We start from the raw sequence: 17,710 nt of genomic DNA, 5'->3' as shown, positions 1-17,710 counted from the left end.
GCGACGGCCCGGTGAGCCGCAACGGCCTGGATCCGGGGCGAACTCAGGCCACGGGCTCGGCGGGCGGCCGCGCTTTCTTGCGGCGCGCCTCCAGGTGGGCCAGGGATTGCTGGTTGAGCGCGTCCGGAAAGCCCTGTTTCACCAGGTGTTCCAGCGCGTCGTTGATGCGCGCCCAGCCTTCCGCCGTGCGCAGCGGCACGCCGAGGAAATGGCTTTCGGTCTTGGCGCGCAGCATCAGGTACAGCACGCCCGCCAGCATCACACTGACGACGGCGGGCACGTCCATGTCGGGGGTCAGGCCGTCGACGCGGTCGATGAAACCGCGCGCGGCGCGTTCGCGGCGCTCGGCCAGCGGCGCCGACACCTCGTTGCGTTCGATCAGTTCCCAGCGCCGCACTTCGCGCAGCGTCTCGTTGCCGGACAGGGCCTCGATCTGCGCGCGCAGCATCGACAGCACCAGGTCGCCGGGACTGCGCTGGCTGGACTCGTCCGCCGCCAGCAGGTCGGGATTGCGGGTCCAGAAATCCTGTTCCTGCATCCAGGCCAGCATCAGCCCGGGCATGCCGTCGAAATAGCGGTAGATGAGTTCCTTGCTGACGCCGGCGCGCTTGGCGATGGCGTTGATGCCGACGCCTCCCATGCCGGTTTCCTTGATCTGCTCTTCGAGCGCCTGCAGGATCTGGCGCTCGGTATTCTCACGTCGGGACATGGGCCGGTTCCTTCTTGGTGAGGTGGGAGCGGACGGGGTCCGGTGAACCGGGCACCCGGCCGTCGGCCGCAACCCCCGCTGGCGTGCGGGGGAAGGGCCGATGTGGCTGCCATCTTGCCAGACTTCGGGATTCCGGTAGAGGGGCCGGGCCGGCGTTGCCGGCTGCCGGCCCGCGGGCGTCAGATCAGGCCGCGGATGCCGGCGATGCCGTGCGCGCCGTGGCGCAGGGCGTGCGAGACCGTCTGGGTGGATTGCCCGCCCAGCGCGAACACCGGAATGCCGGCGTCGCGGTTGCCTTCGACGAAGCCGTCCCAGCCCAGCGTCGGCGCGCCGGGATGGCTGGGGGTGTCCAGCACCGGGCCCAGGACGGCGAAGTCCGCGCCCAATTCGCGCGCATGCACCACCTGCGCGTTGTCGTGCGCCGAGACGCCGACCAGCGCGCCGGCCGGCAATTCGGGGCGGGTGGTCAGCCGCGCGGCGTCGGCGCCGCGCAGGTGCACGCCATCGGCCTCGCGCCACCAGGCGGCCGGATGGGCGCTGTTGACCAGCACCCGCGCGCCCGCGGCGCGGCAGCGCTTGACGATCTGCTGCAGCGCCTCGTGCAGCGAGGCCGAGGCCGGGCCGTCGGGCCACTGCGGTTCACGCAGCTGCACCAGTTTGACGCCGCGCGCCAGCGCCGCGTCCAGCCGGTCCAGGAAGGCCGACAGGCCGGCGCGCGCGCCGATGGAACTGATGCCGTAGGCCGTCGGCAGCTGCAGCCAGCGCAGCGGCGGCAGCGTGGCCGGCAGCAGATCGCCGACCGACGCGGCGTTGGCCGGGTCGACCCATTCCAGGCGCTGGTTCTCCAGGCTGCGCGGCTCGCCTTCCCAGCCGGTGACGTGGCAGAACGCCAGGCGCACCGTGGTGTGGGGGTAGGCGTGCACATAGGTCACCCACGGCCGCGACTGCGTCACGCGGATGCCGATCTCTTCCTGCAGTTCGCGCGCCAGCGCCTGCAGCACGGTCTCGCCGGGTTCGAGCTTGCCGCCGGGCAGCTCCCACCAGCCCGACCAGGGCTTGCCTTCGGGACGTTGCCCCAGCAGCAGCATGCCGTCCGGACGCAGGATCAGGCCGGCGGCGACATCGATGATTTTGTCAGACATGGCGGGCAGCCCAGTCACGGGCGAATTGGTAGGCGACGCGGCCCGAGCGCGAACCGCGCTCGATGGTCCATTGCAGCGCCTCGGTGCGCGACGGCTCGATCTGGTCTTCCGGGCAGCCCAGCTCGCGCAGCCAGTGGTAGACGATGTCGAGGTAGTCGTCCTGCTTGAAGGGATAGAACGACAGCCACAGGCCGAAGCGCTCGGACAGCGAGATCTTTTCCTCGACGGTTTCGCCGGGGTGGATCTCGCCGTCGGGCTGGTGCTTGGCCTGCAGGTTCTCGCTCATGTATTCCGGCATCAGGTGGCGCCGGTTGGAGGTGGCGTAGATCAGCACGTTGTCGCCCGACGCGGCGACCGAGCCGTCCAGCACGGACTTGAGCGCCTTGTAGCCGGCCTCGCCTTCCTCGAACGACAGGTCGTCGCAGAACACGATGAAGCGTTCGGGGCGCGAGGCCACCAGCTCGACGATGTCGGCCAGGTCGCCCAGGTCGGACTTGTCGACCTCGATCAGGCGCAGGCCGCGGTCGCCGTGGGCGGCCAGCATGGCCTTGACCAGCGAGCTCTTGCCGGTGCCGCGGGCGCCGGTCATGAGCACGTTGTTGGCGGGCTTCTTGTCGATGAACTGCTGCGTGTTGCGCTCGATGATGCCTTTCTGGCGTTCGATGTGCTGCAGGTCCTCGAGTTCGATGCGGGCCACGTGGCGCACGGCGTCGAGCCAGCCGCGCGAGCCGCGCTTGCGCCAGCGGAACGCGTGGGCGTTCCAGTCGATATCGGGGGGGGCCGGGGGCAGCCAGGCTTCGAGCTGGGCCAGGACGCGCTCGGCGCGCTGGATGAGGGTGGTGAATTCGGTCGCGGTCACGGTGTGATCCTGGAAGAGCGAACGGGCGGGCCCGGCACCGGGCCCGCGTCGCATTCGCGGGCATCGTCGGAAGAAGAGGGCGCGTGTCCCGCCGCAAGGCGTCGTGGGGACGCGCGCCGCTCAACGGCTGTCACCTGCCGGGGACCGCGGTGATGCCACGGATCCCCCGGGGGCAGTGACCGGCGATGGGTAAGGCGCAGCCACTGGATTTCATTGCTGCCGCCATCCCGCGGAGTCCGGCGCGCCCTTGCACGCCAGCGCCCCGCGCCCGGGGTCAGCCGGGCGGATGGCGGGTCTTGATCAGGAACGGTAGTCGGCGTTGATCGACACGTACTCGTGCGAGAAATCGCAGGTGTAGACGGTGTCGTTGACCTGGCCGCGGCCCAGCGCGATGCGCACGGTGATCTCGGCCTGCTTCATGACGCGCTGGCCGTCGGCTTCCTGGTAGGCCGGATTGCGGCCGCCGTCCTTGGCCACCAGCACGTCGTCGAGCCACAGGCGGATGTTCGACACGTCCAGGTCGTCGATGCCGGCATAGCCGACGGCGGCCAGGATGCGGCCCAGGTTGGGGTCCGAGGCGAAGAAGGCGGTCTTGACCAGCGGCGAGTGGGCCACGGCGTAGGCCACCTTGAGGGCTTCCTCGGTGGTGCCGGCTTCTTCCACGCGGATGGTCATGAACTTGGTGGCGCCTTCGGCGTCGCGCACGATCTTCTGCGCCAGTTCCAGCGCGGCGGCGGTCAGGGCCTCGCGCACGGCGGCGTAGGCGGCGTCCGATTCGGCGTTGACCTCGACGCCCGACTTGCCGGTGGCGACGATGATGAACGAGTCATTGGTGGAGGTGTCGCCATCCACGGTGATGCGGTTGAACGAGGCGTCGGCGATCTCGACCGCCAGCTTGCGCAAGAGCGGCTGGGCGATGCCGGCATCGGTGGCCAGGAAGCTCAGCATGGTCGCCATGTTGGGGCGGATCATGCCGGCGCCCTTGCTGATGCCGGTGAAGGTGACGGCCTTGCCGCCGATCTGGACGCGGCGCGACGAGATCTTGGGCAGCGTGTCGGTGGTCATGATGCCGTGCGCGGCGCTCGACCAGTGGTCGGCGCCCAGGTTGGCGATGGCGCCCGGCAGGCCGGCGAACAGGCGGTCCAGCGGCAGCGGCTCCAGGATCACGCCGGTCGAGAACGGCAGCACCTGGGCGGCGGGCACGCCGAGCAGGCGGCCGAGCTCGGCGCAGGTGTCCTGGGCCTTCTTCAGGCCCTCGGCGCCGGTGCCGGCGTTGGCGTTGCCGGTGTTGATGACGAGCGCGCGGATCGGGCCGTCGTCGGCCAGGTGGGCCTGGCAGACCTGCACCGGGGCGGCGCAGAAGCGGTTGCGGGTGAACACGCCGGCCACGCTGCTGCCTTCGGCCAGGCGGAATACCGTCAGGTCGCGTCGGTTGGCTTTGCGGATGCCGGCCTCGGTGACGCCGATTTCAACGCCGGCAACAGGGAAAATTTCGGACTCGGAGGGGATCTGCAGGTTAACGGCCATGACTTCGTCTCATGAATGAGCAGGACGGAATCGCCGCCAGGACAAGGCGGCGCGCGGGGGAAAGCTTCGTATTATCCCACTGCTTTGCGACAGCCGGCGGCGCCGGCCTGAAAGCCGGTTGTCAGGGAGCGGTCCGCATGGCCGCCACGTCCAGCACGCCGGCCTCGCGGTTGGACAGCACGCGGCGCACGGTGCCGTCGGGCGCCTGCAGCACCGACATGCCGGCGGCGACTTCCTTGCCGTCGGCCTGCCGCGCCGAGCGGCCGCGCGAGGGCGAGAACAGCAGGTCGCCGGGCTGCATGCCGGGCACGCGCGGGCCGGCCGTCAGCATGCGGGTGCCGGTGGGGTAGGTGATGCCGCCGAAGGCGCTTTCGCGCCCCAGGAGGCCCTCGAACGCCAGCAGGCGGCGCTGGGCGTCCAGCGTCATGTCCACCTTCAGCAGCGGCATGCCGTCCACCGACAGCGGCTCGCTGCCCTCGGCGCGCAGCAGCCAGCGCGGCGCCGGGCTGGCCGGGTCCGGGGCGCTGCCGCGCGCGGCGTCGTCGACCTTGAGCCAGGCCCCGGGCGGGATCGGCTGCTGATTCAGGGTGTTGCCGATGGCCAGGTGGCAGCTGGCGAAGCGCGGCTGGCCGCCCAGCATGACGAATTCGACCCGGTGGCCGTGGGCGCAGAGCCAGCCCTCCTGGGCCTGGTCGCGGGCGATCTCGGCCGACAATGCCTCGGGCTGGCGGGCGCTGGCGGGGTAATGGAACAGGCGGGTGGCGCTCAGGCCCTGCACGCTGGCCGGATGGCCTTCCGGGAAGGTGGCGCGGTCGAACGAGGCCGGATCGCCGGCGGTGGTCAGGCGCAGCACCGTGCCGGCCGGCATGTCGATCCCGGCCAGCCGGGTGGGCTGGTCCAGCACGCGGTCCAGGCTGGCGCCCAGGCGGGCGTCGCGCTGGGCGACCAGCCATTGGCTCAGTTGCTGGTAGGGGAAGATGCCGCCGACCAGGGCCAGCAGCGCCATCAGGATCGTGCCGCCGCGGCGATGGTCGCCCAGCCACAGCCGGGCGCCGCGGCTGGTGGCCAGGACGGCCAGCCAGGTCAGCAGCGTGGACAGGCAGGCCAGCGAGACGGCCATCAGCACGTAGTAATTACCGCCAGGAAGAGATACCGGAATCATGGCGGCAATTATGCGCCAAACCGTTGTCGTTTTTCTGCCGGCCCGAGGGGCCGGCAGGGGCGCAAACGCGCCGGCGGCGGACCGGCCGGGCGGCGCGCGGGACGCGGCTCAGTCGCCGGCGGCGGCCGAGCGGGTGGCGACCACCTGCAGCTTCAGTTCGCCCAGCGCCTGGAACAGTGCATTGCGGCTGGCCTCGGGCAGTTCGCCGAACATCGACTTGACCCAGGTCTCGTGGGCCCGCGCCATCTTGGCGAAGCTCTTCCTGCCTTGCGGCGTCAGCTTGATGAGCGAGCTGCGGCGGTCGGACTCGACCTTGGTGCGCACCACCAGGCCTTCCTTTTCGAGCTGGTCGGTGATGCCGGTGATATTGCCGTTGGTCACCATCATGTGGCGCGACAGCTCGCCCATCTTCATGCCCTTGGGCGCGCGCTGCAATTGCGCCATCAGGTCGAAGCGCGGCAGGGTGGTGTCGAACTCGTTGCGCAGCCGGCTGCGGATCTCGCCTTCGATGAGATTGGCGCAGGTCAGCATGCGCAGCCACAGGCGCAGCGCATGGTGATCGTCGGGGGCGGCGCGGGATTCCAGGTCGGGAGCGTCTGTCATGGTCGGGAAGGTTACCGGGAATGCGTGGAGAGGTCTGTATTCTTGAGTATCGGGCCGATGTCGGGTAATGTCCGCGCGGGCGGGCCCGCGCCGTGGATCATTGGTAAAAACCCTAGACTTGTTTTGCCGAATACTTTAAACCTAAACTATGAACCACGCCAGTTCTCCCCATGCCGCACCCCGGGATCGGCTGCTGCGGGCGCCGGTCTGATGGCCGCCTGATCGGGCCGGCAGGCCGGGCATAGAAGTCCTTCGAATCGCAATCCCAGAAAAACACCCTCTGCGCGGCTCGCGCACGGAGCACACCACCATGCGTTTCATCACTTCCCTCGTTGCCGCCGCCGCGTTGATCCCGGCCCTGGCGCACGCCGATCCGGTCAAGGTCGGCATCGCGAATGACATTTCCGGCCCGTTCTCGGCGCTGGGCGCCGAAGCCCGCGATGGCTTCAACCTGGCCATCAAGCAGCTGGGCAGCAAGCTGGGCGGCCAGCCCGCCGAATTCCTGCAGACCGACATGGGCGGCAACCCCGACCAGGCCCGCCAGCTGGTGACGCGCTACATCCAGCGCGACAAGGTGGATTTCTTCACCGGCCCGATCGGCTCGAACGTGGCGCTGGCCGTCGGCCCCGCGCTGTTCGCCGCCAAGGTGCCGTACCTGTCGAACAACCCGGGCCCCAGCCAGTTCGCCGGCGCCCAGTGCAACAACTACTGGTTCGGCTCGTCGTACCAGAACGACGCCTTCCACGAAGCCGCCGGCAAGGTCGCGGCCGACCGCGGCTTCAAGAAGATGTTCATCATGGCCCCGGACTACCCGGCCGGCAAGGATGCGCTGACCGGCTTCAAGCGCGGCTACAAGACCGCCCCGGGCGACGAGGTCTACACCAAGCTTGGCCAGATCGACTACGCCGCCGAGATCGCCCAGATCCGCGCCGCCAAGCCGGACGCGGTCTACATCTTCCTGCCGGGCGGCATGGGCATCAACTTCGTCAAGCAGTTCGTGTCGGCCGGCCTGTCGCAGAGCGTCAAGCTGATCGGCCCGGGCTTCTCGGCCGACGAGGACGTGATCCAGGCCGTGGGCGAGCCGATGCTGGGCATGTACAACACCGCGCAGTGGGCGCATGACCTGGACGTGCCGCAGAACAAGGCCTTCGTCGAGGCCTTCCGCAAGGAATACAACGGCCGCTACCCGTCGGTCTACGCCGCCCAGGCCTATGACGTCATCATGGCCATGGACGCCGCCGTCAAGCAGGCCGGCGGCAAGGCTTCCGACCGCGAGGCCATCGTCCAGGCGCTGGCCAAGGCCGACTACCCCTCGGTGCGCGGCAGCTACACCTACGGCAAGAACCACTACCCCATCCAGGCCTACTACCTGCGCGTGGTCGACAAGGACGCCAACGGCCGCATCACCAACAAGCTGGTCGGCAAGGTGTTCGACAAGTACCAGGACGTCTACGTCGGCGACTGCAAGCTATAAAAGGCGGCGGGACGCGTAAAGCGCCGCGGCTACACGATGCAGCCCGGCCCCGCGGGGTCGCACGGATCCGGCTTCGCCGGTCCGTCGCGACACCCCCTTGAGGGGGAAGCGCGCAGCGCTTCGGGGGTGGGCCCACCAGGGGATTTTTCATGACGTTCACGCTCATCATCGAGCAATTGCTGAACGGTCTGCAGTTTGGGTTGATGTTGTTTCTGATTGCGGCCGGGCTGACCCTGGTGTTCGGCATCATGGACATCATGAATCTGGCGCATGGCTCGCTCTATATGGCAGGCGCCTATGTCGCCGCCGAAACCATGCAGCGCACGGGGTCCTTCACCGCCGCCGTCCTGGTGGCCGCCGTCGCCACCGGGCTGGTCGGGGTGGCGCTGGAACTGACGCTGATCCGCCGCCTGGCGCTGCGCGACCACCTGGCGCAGGTGCTGGGCACCTACGCCGTCATCCTCATCGCCAATGACCTGGTCAAGATGATCTGGGGCCCGGCCCCGGTCATGCTGAACATGCCGGCGCTGCTGTCCGGGCCGGTGCGCCTCTTGCCCGACCTGCTGTATCCGGCCTACCGCCTGATGATCATCGTCTTCGGCGTGGCCTCGGCCGTGGGGCTGTACTGGTTCGTGACGCGCACCCGCGCCGGCGTGCTGGTGCGGGCCGGCGCCTCGAACCGGCAGATGGCCACCCTGATGGGCGTGCGCGTGCCGCTGCTGTTCCTGGGCGTGTTCGTGCTGGGCGCCATGCTGGCGGCCGTGGCCGGCGCGCTGCTGGGCCCGATCACCTCGGTGCAGGTCGGCATGGGCGAGGAAATCCTGATCCTGGTGCTGGTGTGCATCGTCATCGGCGGCATCGGCTCGATCCGCGGCGCCTTCGTCGGCGCGCTGCTGGTGGGCATGGTCGATACGGCCGGGCGCGCCTTCCTGCCGATGCTGCTGCGCCAGGTGTTCTCGCCGGCGGTCGCGTCCAGCGTCGGCCCGACGCTGGCGGCCATCGCCATCTACGTGCTGATGGCGGCGGTCCTGGTGTTCCGGCCTTCCGGCCTGTTTCCGGCGCGAGGCTGAGCATGCGGACCTCTTCGATCCTCTGGACCCTGGCCCTGCTGGCCGCGCTGGCGGCGTTCCCGCTGGTGGCGCCGGCCCTGGGCCTGGATTTCTATATCTCCTTCGTGCGCCGCGTGCTGATCTACGCGCTGGCCGCCACCAGCCTGAACCTGATCCTGGGCTACGGCGGCATGGTGGCGCTGGGCCACGCGGCCTTCTTCGGCGCCGGCGCCTACGCGGTCGGCATCCTGGCGATGTCGGGCGTGACTTCGGCGCTGGTGTCGTGGCCGGTGGCGATGCTGCTGGCGGCGCTGCTGGCCTTCATCACGGGCGCGATCTCGCTGCGCACCCGCGGCGTGTACTTCATCATGATCACGCTGGCGTTCGCGCAGATGCTGTTCTACATCTTCATCTCGCTGCGCCAGTACGGCGGCGAGGACGGCCTGAACCTGCCGGGCTACTCGTCGCTGCCGGGCATCGACCTGGCCAACGACGTGGCGTTCTATTACCTGGTGCTGGTGATCTTCGCCGTGATGATGTGGCTGTTCGGGCGGGTGACGCTGTCGCGTTTCGGCACCGCGCTGCAGGGCATCCGTGAAAACGAGTCGCGCATGGAATCCATGGGCTACCCGGTCTACCGCATCAAGCTCACCGCCTTCACGCTGAGCGGCGCCGTGGCCGGACTGGCCGGCGCGCTGCTGGCCAACCACAACCTGTTCATCTCGCCCAGCCTGATGCACTGGACCCAGTCGGCCAACCTGCTGATCATGGTGCTGGTGGGCGGCATCGGCCTGCGCTACGGCGGCGTGGCCGGCGCGGTGGTGATGCTGGTGCTGGAGGAAGTGCTGCGCCAGTGGACCGAATACTGGCACCTGCCCCTGGGCGTGCTGCTGCTGTGCGTGGTGTTCGGCGCGCCGCGCGGCCTGGTGGGCCTGTTCGGCCCGCTGTTCGGCGGCCGCGCCGCCGCCCAAACCGGCAAGGCGGGATCATGAACCAGACCCATCCCTCGACGCAGGCCCCCGCGCTGCAGGCCAGCAACCTGGTGCGCCGCTTCGGCGCGCTGGTGGCCACCGACAATGTGTCGATCTCCCTGAACCCGGGCGAGATCCATGCCCTGATCGGCCCCAACGGCGCCGGCAAGTCGACCCTGATCCACCTGCTGTCCGGCACGCTGGCGGCCGACTCCGGCGCGCTGGCCGTGGACGGCCGCGACGTCACCGCCATGAACGCGCACCAGCGCGTGGCGGCGGGCCTGTCCCGCTCGTACCAGATCACCAACATCTTCAAGCAGTCCAGCGTGCTGGATAACCTGGTGCTGGCGGTGCAGGCCCACGCCGGCAGCAGCTTCCGCTTCTGGCGGCCGCGCGCCGCCGAGTCGGCCCTGTACGAGCAGGCCCGCGAGCTGGCGCGCGAATGCGCCATCGATCCCGCCCTGCTGGACCGCGCCGCCGGCACCTTGCCGCACGGCGAGCAGCGCAAGGTGGAATTCGCGCTGGCCCTGGCCGCGCGGCCGCGCGTGCTGCTGCTGGACGAACCCATGGCCGGCATGGGGCCCGACGAGACCCTGCGCCTGACCGACCTGATCGAATCCCTGCGCGGCCGCGCCGCCATGCTGCTGGTCGAGCACGACATGCAGGCGGTGTTCCGGCTGGCCGACCGCATCTCGGTGCTGGTGTACGGCCGCGTGATCGCCACCGGCACGCCGGACGAGATCCGCGCCAACCCGGATGTGCGCCAGGCCTACCTCGGCGATGACGAAACGGCGCCCGCGCGCCAGGAGCTTGCCTGATGCTCAGCATTGAATCGGCCCAGAGCGGCTACGGCGCCAGCCAGGTGCTGTTCGGCGTGGACCTGCAGATCGGCGCGGGCCAGGTGGTGACGCTGCTGGGCCGCAACGGCATGGGCAAGACCACGCTGCTGCGCACCCTGTTCGGCCAGCTGCCGCTGCGCGGCGGCAAGATCCGCTTCGTCGACCAGGACATCAGCGGCTGGAGCCCCGACCGCATCGCCCGCACCGGCATGGCCATCGTGCCCGAGGGGCGCCAGTGCTTTCCCAACCTGACGGTGCGCGAACACCTGACGGCCTTCGTGGCGGCGCGCAATCCCGCCATCGGCGAGCCGTGGACGCCCGAGCGCGTGTTCGAGCTGTTCCCGCGCCTGGGCGAGCGCGCCCGCAACATGGGCAACCAGCTGTCGGGCGGCGAGCAGCAGATGCTGGCCATCGGCCGCGCCCTGGTCACGAACCCGCGCCTCCTGATCCTGGACGAGGCCACCGAGGGCCTGGCGCCCAAGATCCGCGAGGAGATCTGGAGCTGCCTGGCGCGCCTGCGCCAGGCCGGCCAGACCATCCTGGTGATCGACAAGTACGTCGAGCGCCTGCTGAGCCTGGCCGACCGCCATGTCATCCTGGAACGCGGCAAGGTGGTCTGGACCGGCGACTCCGCGGCGCTCGATGCCGACCGCGGATTGTGGGAACGCTACCTGGGCGTGTAGCGCGAAAGCCGCAATCCCGGCGCGGAGCGCGGCCTTTCTTTCGATATAAAACGCAACAAATGTGCGGTTTGCGGGGCAGGGCCTGAAATAGGCTGACCTTTGGCAAATCCGCGTGTTTACGCCTGTTTCAATTCATCTCGTGGTTCTCTACACTTAGCGCGCCGTGCGTACCGCGTGGATGCGTCACGTCTTATCAAGCTGTCAGGGAAGACTTCGCATGGCGAAATGGGGTTTGCGCAAAAAATCATTGATGGCGCTGTTGCTGGCGTGCCTGGTCGCCCTGGCGCCGGCCGCGCTGATAGGCTGGCAGGTGCTGGACGGGGTCCGCGACCACTTCGGGCGCGCTTTCGCCGACAACTTCACGCAATTGAACCGCCAGCGCATCCTGGCGCCGGTGTCGCGCGAGCTGGCGCTGTCGCAGCGGCTGGCCGACAGCGAGGTGACGCGCCGCTGGCTGCGCAACGAAGCCGATCCGGCCGCGCGCGAGCTGTTCTTCCGCGAGGCCGACGGCTACCGCCGCGACCTGCTGGGCCGCGCCTATTTCATCGCCAGCGCCGCCACCGGCCACTATTACTTCAACGATGACCAGCCGCTGTCGGAAGCGCCGCGCTACACGCTCAGCCGCGAGGCGGCCGACGATGGCTGGTTCTACAACTCGCTCAAGGCGAGCGCGCGTTACAACATCAACGTCAATCCGGACCTCAAGCTAAAGACCACGCGGGTCTGGATCAACGTGCAGGTGCGCGACGGCGACAAGGTCATCGGCCTGACCGGCGCCGGCCTGGACGTGGGCGGCTTCCTGCGCGACTTCGTCAACAGCGGCCAGCCGGGCGTCACCCCCATCATCGTCGACGAGGAGGGGGCGATCCAGGCGCACATGGATCCGACGCTGATCGCCTACAACTCGGGGGCCAGCGGGGCCAACGGCCGCGGCATGGTGTTCAACCTGCTCGACCCCGGCAGCGGCCGCGACGAGCTGCGTTCGGCGCTGCACGCCGCCCAGGCCGACCCGCAATCGGTGCAGACCGCCTGGGTCGCGATAGACGGCGTGCGCCAGCTGGTGTCGGTGGCCTATATGCCCGAGCTGCACTGGCACGTGCTGACGGTGGTGGACCTGGGCGCCGCCCGGGTGCTCGATACCGACTGGCTGTGGCCGGCCGCGATCGGCCTGGTGCTGCTGTTCGCGGCCCTGCTGCTGTGCTTCGGCTACGCCATCGAGCGCCTGATGCTGCGGCCGCTGCGCCGCCTGCAGCAGTCGGCCCGCGCCATCGCCAACGGCAGCTACGACGTGCGCCTGCCGCCGGGCGGCCAGGACGAGATCGGCGACCTGAGCCGCGCCTTCGGCGTCATGGCCGACAAGGTGCGCCAGCACACCGCCGAACTCGAAAGCAAGGTGCGCGAGCGCACCTCCGAGCTGGAGGACGCCAACCGCGCCATGGCGGCGGCGCACAAGAAGATCGGCGATTCGATCGACTACGCCAGCCTGATCCAGCGCGCCATCCTGCCGGACCGCCAGCTGACCCAGTCGCTCGGCGCCCATCACTTCGTGCTGTGGAAGCCGCGCGACGTGGTCGGCGGCGACTTCTACGTGTTCCGCTCGGACGGCCCCAACTGCCTGCTGGGCATCATGGACTGCGCCGGCCACGGCGTGCCGGGCGCCCTGATGACCATGCTGGCGCGCGCCGCCATCGACCTGGCCATCACCGAGGCCGGCCCGGCCGACCCCGCCGGGATCCTGGCCCGCACCGACAGCGCCATCCGCGCCATGCTTGCCGATGCGCAACTGCCGCGGGCCCTCGCGACAAATACCGACGCGGGGCTGGTATATATTGACCGCCAGTCCGGCATGTTGCGGTATGCCGGCGCCAAGATCAGCCTGTTTGCCAGCGACGGCGAAACCCTGCGCGAAGTGCCCGGGGGCAAGCGCGCGCTGGGCGACAAGCGGACCGGGGCCTACCAGAACATCGAGTTGCGCATGGAGCCGGGCTGGACCTACTACCTGGCGACCGACGGCTTCCTGGACCAGGCCGGCGGCGAGCACGGTTTCGGCTTTGGCAACACGCGTTTCGCCGAAATGCTCAAGAGACACGCGCGGCAGCCGTTAACTGACCAGGCGGCCGCGTTTACCGAGGCCCTGGCTCGTTACCAGGGCGAACGGCCGCAGCGCGACGACATTACCTTGCTGTCTTTCCGTTTCGAATAATCGTTATCAGGGCGGTAACTCCCATGAATGCCTCCGATCTCTACGCATTGGGCGAGCGGTTCGACCAGAATCGCACGCTGTTGTGCTTCAACGGGCCGATCTCCCGCAGCCTGATCGAGGAAATCGGCAATGCGCTGAAGAATTACCTGAACGCCGAGCATGCCCGGCCGGCGGAGGCCATGGACGTGTTCTCGGTGTACATCGAGATGATCCAGAACATCCGCCAGTACGCCGCGCAGAACGGCGACACGGACGCCGCCGCCACCGTGGTCATCGGGCGCCGCGACGAGAGCCGCTACGTGGTGTCGGCCGGCAACCTGGTCAAGGCCGAGGATGGCCGCAGCCTGGTGGCCCGCATCCAGCAGCTGGCCGCGCTGGACAAGGCCGCCCTGAAGGCGGAATACAAGACCCAGCTGCACAAGCCGCGCACCCCCGGCGTGGCCTCGGGCGCCGGCCTGGGACTGATCGATATCGCGCGTCGGGCCGGCGCGCCGCTGGAGGCCAGCCTGACGCCCGCCGCGGGCGAGGGCCAGGCGTTCTTCAGCCTGAGCGTCGTGATCTGACCGCCGCCCCTGAGCCTTAGACCCTTTTCGGAGTTACTGATGAAAGACCTGAATATCGCGGGGACCCAGTCCACGCCCGCCATCACCGCGGACGCCGCCGCCGGCGTGCTGGCGATGCGCGGCGACTCCTACCCCGAGAATTCGTTCGAGCTGTTCGGCCCGGTGATCGAGTGGGTCGAGGCCTACCTGCTCAGCAGCGCCGCGCCGCTGAACCTGGAACTCGAACTGCTCTATCTGAACACCAGCAGCATCAAGTCCGTCATGGACATCTTCGATGTGCTGGAGGCCGCCCACGGCAAGGGCCGCAGCGTCAGCGTCACCTGGTTCTACGACATGCGCAACGAGCGCGTCGGCGAGCTGGCCGAGGAATTCAAGGAAGACTGCTCCTTCCCGTTCTCCGTCGTCGGCCGCCAATGAAGGCCGGCAACGCCGAGCTGGATGACCGCATCGTCGGCTTGCTGGCGGATCCGGCCTATGCCGGGCATCCGTTGCGCGAGGCGTTGCAGGATCTGTGGCGGCACACGGCGGAACAGATGGCGCGGATCGAGCGCGTCACGCACTTGTCGGATGCCTACCAGTCCATGGCGCACCAGCGCGAAATGGGCCTGTGCGAGCAATTCGACCGGCAGCTGCGGCGGCTGGCGCGCATCGCGCGCATCTCCGACCACTATCAGAGCATGATGCGCGACCTGAACGCCACGCTGGAGGAAACCTCGCGCCGCGATCCCCTGACGGGCCTGCTCAACCGCCGCGCCCTGATGGAAATGATCAAGCAGGAAGTCCAGCGCGCCGCCCGTGGCGGCCAGGCTTTCGTGGTGGCCATGCTCGACGTCGACCATTTCAAGTCGGTCAACGATCGCTACGGCCACGAGATTGGCGACCGCGCCCTGGTCGAGCTGGCCGGCGCCATGCGCCGCAGCGTGCGCGAATACGATCTGTGCGGCCGCTGGGGCGGCGAGGAATTCCTCGTGCTGCTGCCCGCGACCCCGCCGGAAACGGCGCAGGGCGTGATGGACCGGCTGGTCGGCGCGGTGCGCGGCCTGGCCATCGATGTCGGCGCCGATGTGTTGCGCCTGACCGTCAGTATCGGCATGGCCTGTCACCAGCTCGGAGAAACCTTTTCAGAAACGCTCAGCCGGGCGGACCAGGCGTTGTACCTGGCCAAACAGGACGGACGCGACCGCGTCGCACTTGGCTTCCCCCGGCCCTGAAATGAACCCGGAATCGTTGTTCTTCCGGTATGGAGCCCCTTATGCTTGATTCTCATCCAGGCGGTTCGAGCGCGGCCCCGCAGGGCGCCGCGTGGCAGGTGAGCAACTATCTGGCGTCGATGGACCGGGCACTGCTGCTGTTCGATTTCGATGCCGCCGGCGCTCTCATCAACGCCAACGACAACTTCCTGGCCGCGCTGGGCTATGCCCGCGCCGACATCGCCGGGCTGCGCCACGACCTGCTGTGCGACAGCATGGACGAAGGCAAGGGCATCGCCAGCGCCGAACATATCTGGGCGCGGCTGCGCCGCGGCGAGGTCTTTTCCGGCACCTGCCGCTACCGCAAGCAGAGCGGCGCGTCGCTGTGGATCGAGGCGACCTACCTGCCGATGCGCGACGAAAGCGGCGAAGTGCGCCGCATCGCGGTGATCTCGCGCAAGTCGATCGCCGACGCCGAGCGCCAGGAGGAAGTCCGCCTGCTGCTGCTGGGCATCAACGAAACCGGCAACGCCGTGGCCGTGTCCGGCCGCGACGGCCGCATCGTCTACGTCAACGACGGCTTCCAGCGCATGCTGGGGTTCTCGCGCGCCGACGCGCTGGAACAGGAGCTCGGCGAGCTGCTGGCCGGCACCCGCCACGACGGCGGCACCCGCGAGGAGCTGGACCGCCGCATCGCCTGCCGCGAGGGCTATCACAAGGACGTGCTGGTCTACGACCGCAGCGGCAAGCCGCTGTGGGTGTCGGTCATGGCCAACTCGGTGTTCGACGAGCGCGGTTCGCTGGTCAACATCGTCGACGTGCTGACCGACATCACCCCCACCAAGGTGCATGAGGTGCTGCAGCGCCGCGTGCTGCAGGCCATGGTCAACGAAGCCTCGGTGGTGGAAGTGATGAACATGGTGTGCCGCGAGGTCGAGCGCCTGGCGCCCGAAGTCGCGGCCACGGTGCTGCGGGTGGACGAGGCCGGCAAGCTGCGGACGCTGGCTTCGCCGAGCATGCCGCCGGCCTATAACGAAGCATTGGACGGCATGGCCATCGGCCCTCAGGTGGGCGCCTGCGGCACCGCGGCTTTCCTCGGGCGGCCGGTGATCGTGCCCGACATCGCCACCGATCCGCTGTGGGATGACTACCGCCATCTGCCGCTGCCGGACGATATCAAGGCCTGCTGGTCCTCGCCGATCAAGTCGAGCGACGGCCGCGTCATCGGCACCTTCGGTTTCTACTTCCGCGAACGCCGCCTGCCGGACGACTTCCACCACCGCCTGGTGGACGTCTGCGTGTACCTGTGCGCGCTGGCGCTGGAACGCGAAGAGGCCCGCGCCCGCATCCGCCAGCTGGCGTTCTACGACGAGCTGACCGGCCTGCCGAACCGCAACCTGCTGCTGGCCCAGGCCGAGCAGGCCATCGCCCGCGCCGAGCCCGAGCGCAAGCGCGTGGCGGTGCTGTTCCTGGACCTGGACCGCTTCAAGCAGGTCAACGACACGCTCGGCCACCCCATCGGCGACGCGCTGCTGCGCGACATCGCCCAGCGCCTGCGACGCCTGGCGCGCGCCACCGACATCGTCGGCCGCCTGTCGGGCGACGAGTTCGTAATGCTGATGCCCGATTTCGAGCATGGCCGCCTGACCGCCGCCGCCGAGCACATCCTGGTGTCGCTGGCGCAGCCGTTCGTGGTGGGCGGCATCACGCTCAATCCGTCGGTGAGCATCGGCATCAGCGTGTTCCCCGAGAACGGCCGCGACATGGACACGCTGCTGCGCCATGCCGACATGGCCATGTACCAGGCCAAGACGGCGGGCCGCAACCGCATCTCGTTCTTCAGTGCCGAGATGAACCGCCAGGCGCAGGAACGCCTGGCGCTGGAGGCGGCGCTGCGCGACGCGCTGGAAGGCCGCGCGTTGCGGCTGCACTACCAGCCGCAGGTGGGCCTGAAGAACGGCAGCCTGTACGGCGTCGAGGCGCTGGCCCGCTGGCGCCCCCCGACGCTGGGCGACATCTCGCCGGCGCGCTTCGTGCCGCTGGCCGAGGAATGCGGCCTGATCGGCGACCTGGGCGACTGGGCGGTGCGCGAGGCCTGCTCGCAGCTCTCCATCTGGCGCAACAACGGCCTGCGCGTGCCGTCGGTGTCGGTGAACCTGTCGGCCACCAATTTCCACAATCTGAACCTGCCGCGCATGATCGCCGCGACGCTGGCCGAGTTCGGGCTGGCGGCGTCGGACCTGATGCTGGAGATCACGGAAGGCGTGGTGCTGGACGCCACGGCGGGCACGCTGCGCACGATCGCGGAGCTGCACCGCCTGGGCGTGCGCCTGTCGATGGACGATTTCGGTACGGGCTATTCCAGCCTGGGCCACTTGCGCCGCCTGATCGTGGACGAACTGAAGCTGGACCGCAGTTTCGTCCAGGGGCTGGAGAACGACGACGCGGCGCGGGCGCTGACCAGCGCTGTCATCCGCATCGGGGAGAGTCTCAGTCTGCCGGTGGTGGCCGAGGGGATCGAGAATGAGGAACAGCGGCGCTTCTTGATCGAGCAGGGGTGTGCGGCGGGGCAGGGGTTTTTGTTTTCGCCGCCGTTGCCGGCTAATGATTTGGAGGATTGGTTGCGGGCGCGGGGGTGAGTGGGTGGGTTGCTGTTGCGGGGTGGGTTCTTAAGGCGCGCGTGGCGGGGTCGGTGGGGGATGGCGGGGCTACGATTGCGGTCCGGAGCGTTCGCTC

At 68.9% G+C, this 17,710-nt stretch carries 16 protein-coding genes; 10 read left to right on the top strand and 6 right to left on the bottom strand.

What is annotated here, in order from left to right:
* Positions 1-43 precede the first annotated feature (43 nt).
* The 6 genes from AOZ53_RS32105 to AOZ53_RS32080 all read right to left on the bottom strand — a co-directional run bounded on the left by AOZ53_RS32105 (position 44) and on the right by AOZ53_RS32080 (position 6,002).
* Positions 44-709, bottom strand: coding sequence for a TetR/AcrR family transcriptional regulator (locus AOZ53_RS32105; RefSeq protein ID WP_054461413.1), 666 nt, complete (start codon positions 707-709; stop codon positions 44-46).
* A 179-nt stretch (positions 710-888) separates the two neighbouring features.
* Positions 889-1,851 (bottom strand): Nudix family hydrolase, encoded by a 963-nt coding sequence (locus AOZ53_RS32100; protein ID WP_054490939.1) that lies wholly within the window; start codon positions 1,849-1,851, stop codon positions 889-891.
* Positions 1,844-2,710 (bottom strand): ATP-binding protein, encoded by an 867-nt coding sequence (locus AOZ53_RS32095; protein ID WP_054433221.1) that lies wholly within the window; start codon positions 2,708-2,710, stop codon positions 1,844-1,846. The genes AOZ53_RS32100 and AOZ53_RS32095 overlap by 8 nt, the downstream gene beginning before the upstream one ends.
* A 300-nt stretch (positions 2,711-3,010) precedes the next feature.
* Positions 3,011-4,237 (bottom strand): bifunctional glutamate N-acetyltransferase/amino-acid acetyltransferase ArgJ, encoded by a 1,227-nt coding sequence (argJ, locus tag AOZ53_RS32090; RefSeq protein WP_054490937.1) that lies wholly within the window; start codon positions 4,235-4,237, stop codon positions 3,011-3,013.
* Between the two features lie 121 nt (positions 4,238-4,358).
* Positions 4,359-5,399, bottom strand: a complete 1,041-nt coding sequence (locus tag AOZ53_RS32085) for a hypothetical protein (RefSeq protein ID WP_054433224.1) — start codon at positions 5,397-5,399, stop codon at positions 4,359-4,361.
* A 108-nt stretch (positions 5,400-5,507) separates the two neighbouring features.
* Positions 5,508-6,002: a MarR family winged helix-turn-helix transcriptional regulator gene (locus AOZ53_RS32080; RefSeq protein ID WP_054433226.1), complete on the bottom strand. Its 495-nt coding sequence runs from the start codon at positions 6,000-6,002 to the stop codon at positions 5,508-5,510.
* Positions 6,003-6,312: 310 nt separating this feature from the next.
* Between AOZ53_RS32080 and AOZ53_RS32075 the strand changes: the two genes are divergently transcribed.
* From AOZ53_RS32075 to AOZ53_RS32030, 10 genes are all read left to right on the top strand, one after another.
* On the top strand, positions 6,313-7,476 hold the full coding sequence (locus tag AOZ53_RS32075) for an ABC transporter substrate-binding protein (RefSeq protein ID WP_054433227.1): 1,164 nt from the start codon (positions 6,313-6,315) through the stop codon (positions 7,474-7,476).
* A gap of 149 nt (positions 7,477-7,625) precedes the next feature.
* Entirely contained in the window at positions 7,626-8,546 is a 921-nt protein-coding gene (locus AOZ53_RS32070) for a branched-chain amino acid ABC transporter permease (protein ID WP_006392702.1), read from the top strand.
* A gap of 2 nt (positions 8,547-8,548) precedes the next feature.
* Positions 8,549-9,517, top strand: coding sequence for a branched-chain amino acid ABC transporter permease (locus tag AOZ53_RS32065; RefSeq protein ID WP_054433229.1), 969 nt, complete (start codon positions 8,549-8,551; stop codon positions 9,515-9,517).
* Entirely contained in the window at positions 9,514-10,314 is an 801-nt protein-coding gene (locus tag AOZ53_RS32060) for an ABC transporter ATP-binding protein (RefSeq protein ID WP_054490935.1), read from the top strand. Before AOZ53_RS32065 ends, AOZ53_RS32060 begins: the two co-directional genes overlap by 4 nt.
* On the top strand, positions 10,314-11,018 hold the full coding sequence (locus tag AOZ53_RS32055; protein WP_054433232.1) for an ABC transporter ATP-binding protein: 705 nt from the start codon (positions 10,314-10,316) through the stop codon (positions 11,016-11,018). Before AOZ53_RS32060 ends, AOZ53_RS32055 begins: the two co-directional genes overlap by 1 nt.
* Positions 11,019-11,235: 217 nt before the next feature.
* Complete coding sequence (gene siaA, locus AOZ53_RS32050; RefSeq protein WP_197286553.1) at positions 11,236-13,221, top strand: biofilm regulation protein phosphatase SiaA; 1,986 nt, start codon at positions 11,236-11,238, stop codon at positions 13,219-13,221.
* Between the two features lie 23 nt (positions 13,222-13,244).
* Positions 13,245-13,784, top strand: coding sequence for a biofilm regulation protein kinase SiaB (siaB, locus tag AOZ53_RS32045; protein ID WP_054477862.1), 540 nt, complete (start codon positions 13,245-13,247; stop codon positions 13,782-13,784).
* A gap of 39 nt (positions 13,785-13,823) precedes the next feature.
* Positions 13,824-14,201: a biofilm regulation phosphoprotein SiaC gene (gene siaC / locus AOZ53_RS32040; RefSeq protein ID WP_054433238.1), complete on the top strand. Its 378-nt coding sequence runs from the start codon at positions 13,824-13,826 to the stop codon at positions 14,199-14,201.
* Positions 14,198-14,995 (top strand): biofilm regulation diguanylate cyclase SiaD, encoded by a 798-nt coding sequence (gene siaD, locus AOZ53_RS32035; RefSeq protein ID WP_054433241.1) that lies wholly within the window; start codon positions 14,198-14,200, stop codon positions 14,993-14,995. The genes siaC and siaD overlap by 4 nt, the downstream gene beginning before the upstream one ends.
* 41 nt (positions 14,996-15,036) lie before the next feature.
* Positions 15,037-17,613, top strand: coding sequence for a sensor domain-containing protein (locus AOZ53_RS32030; RefSeq protein WP_054490933.1), 2,577 nt, complete (start codon positions 15,037-15,039; stop codon positions 17,611-17,613).
* Positions 17,614-17,710: the final 97 nt, after the last annotated feature.

The sequence above is a fragment of the Achromobacter sp. 2789STDY5608621 genome (genome assembly GCF_001299375.1).
In the GTDB taxonomy this organism is placed as follows: Bacteria; Pseudomonadota; Gammaproteobacteria; order Burkholderiales; family Burkholderiaceae_B; genus Achromobacter; species Achromobacter insuavis.
This window is presented reverse-complemented; position numbering and strand designations above follow the sequence as displayed.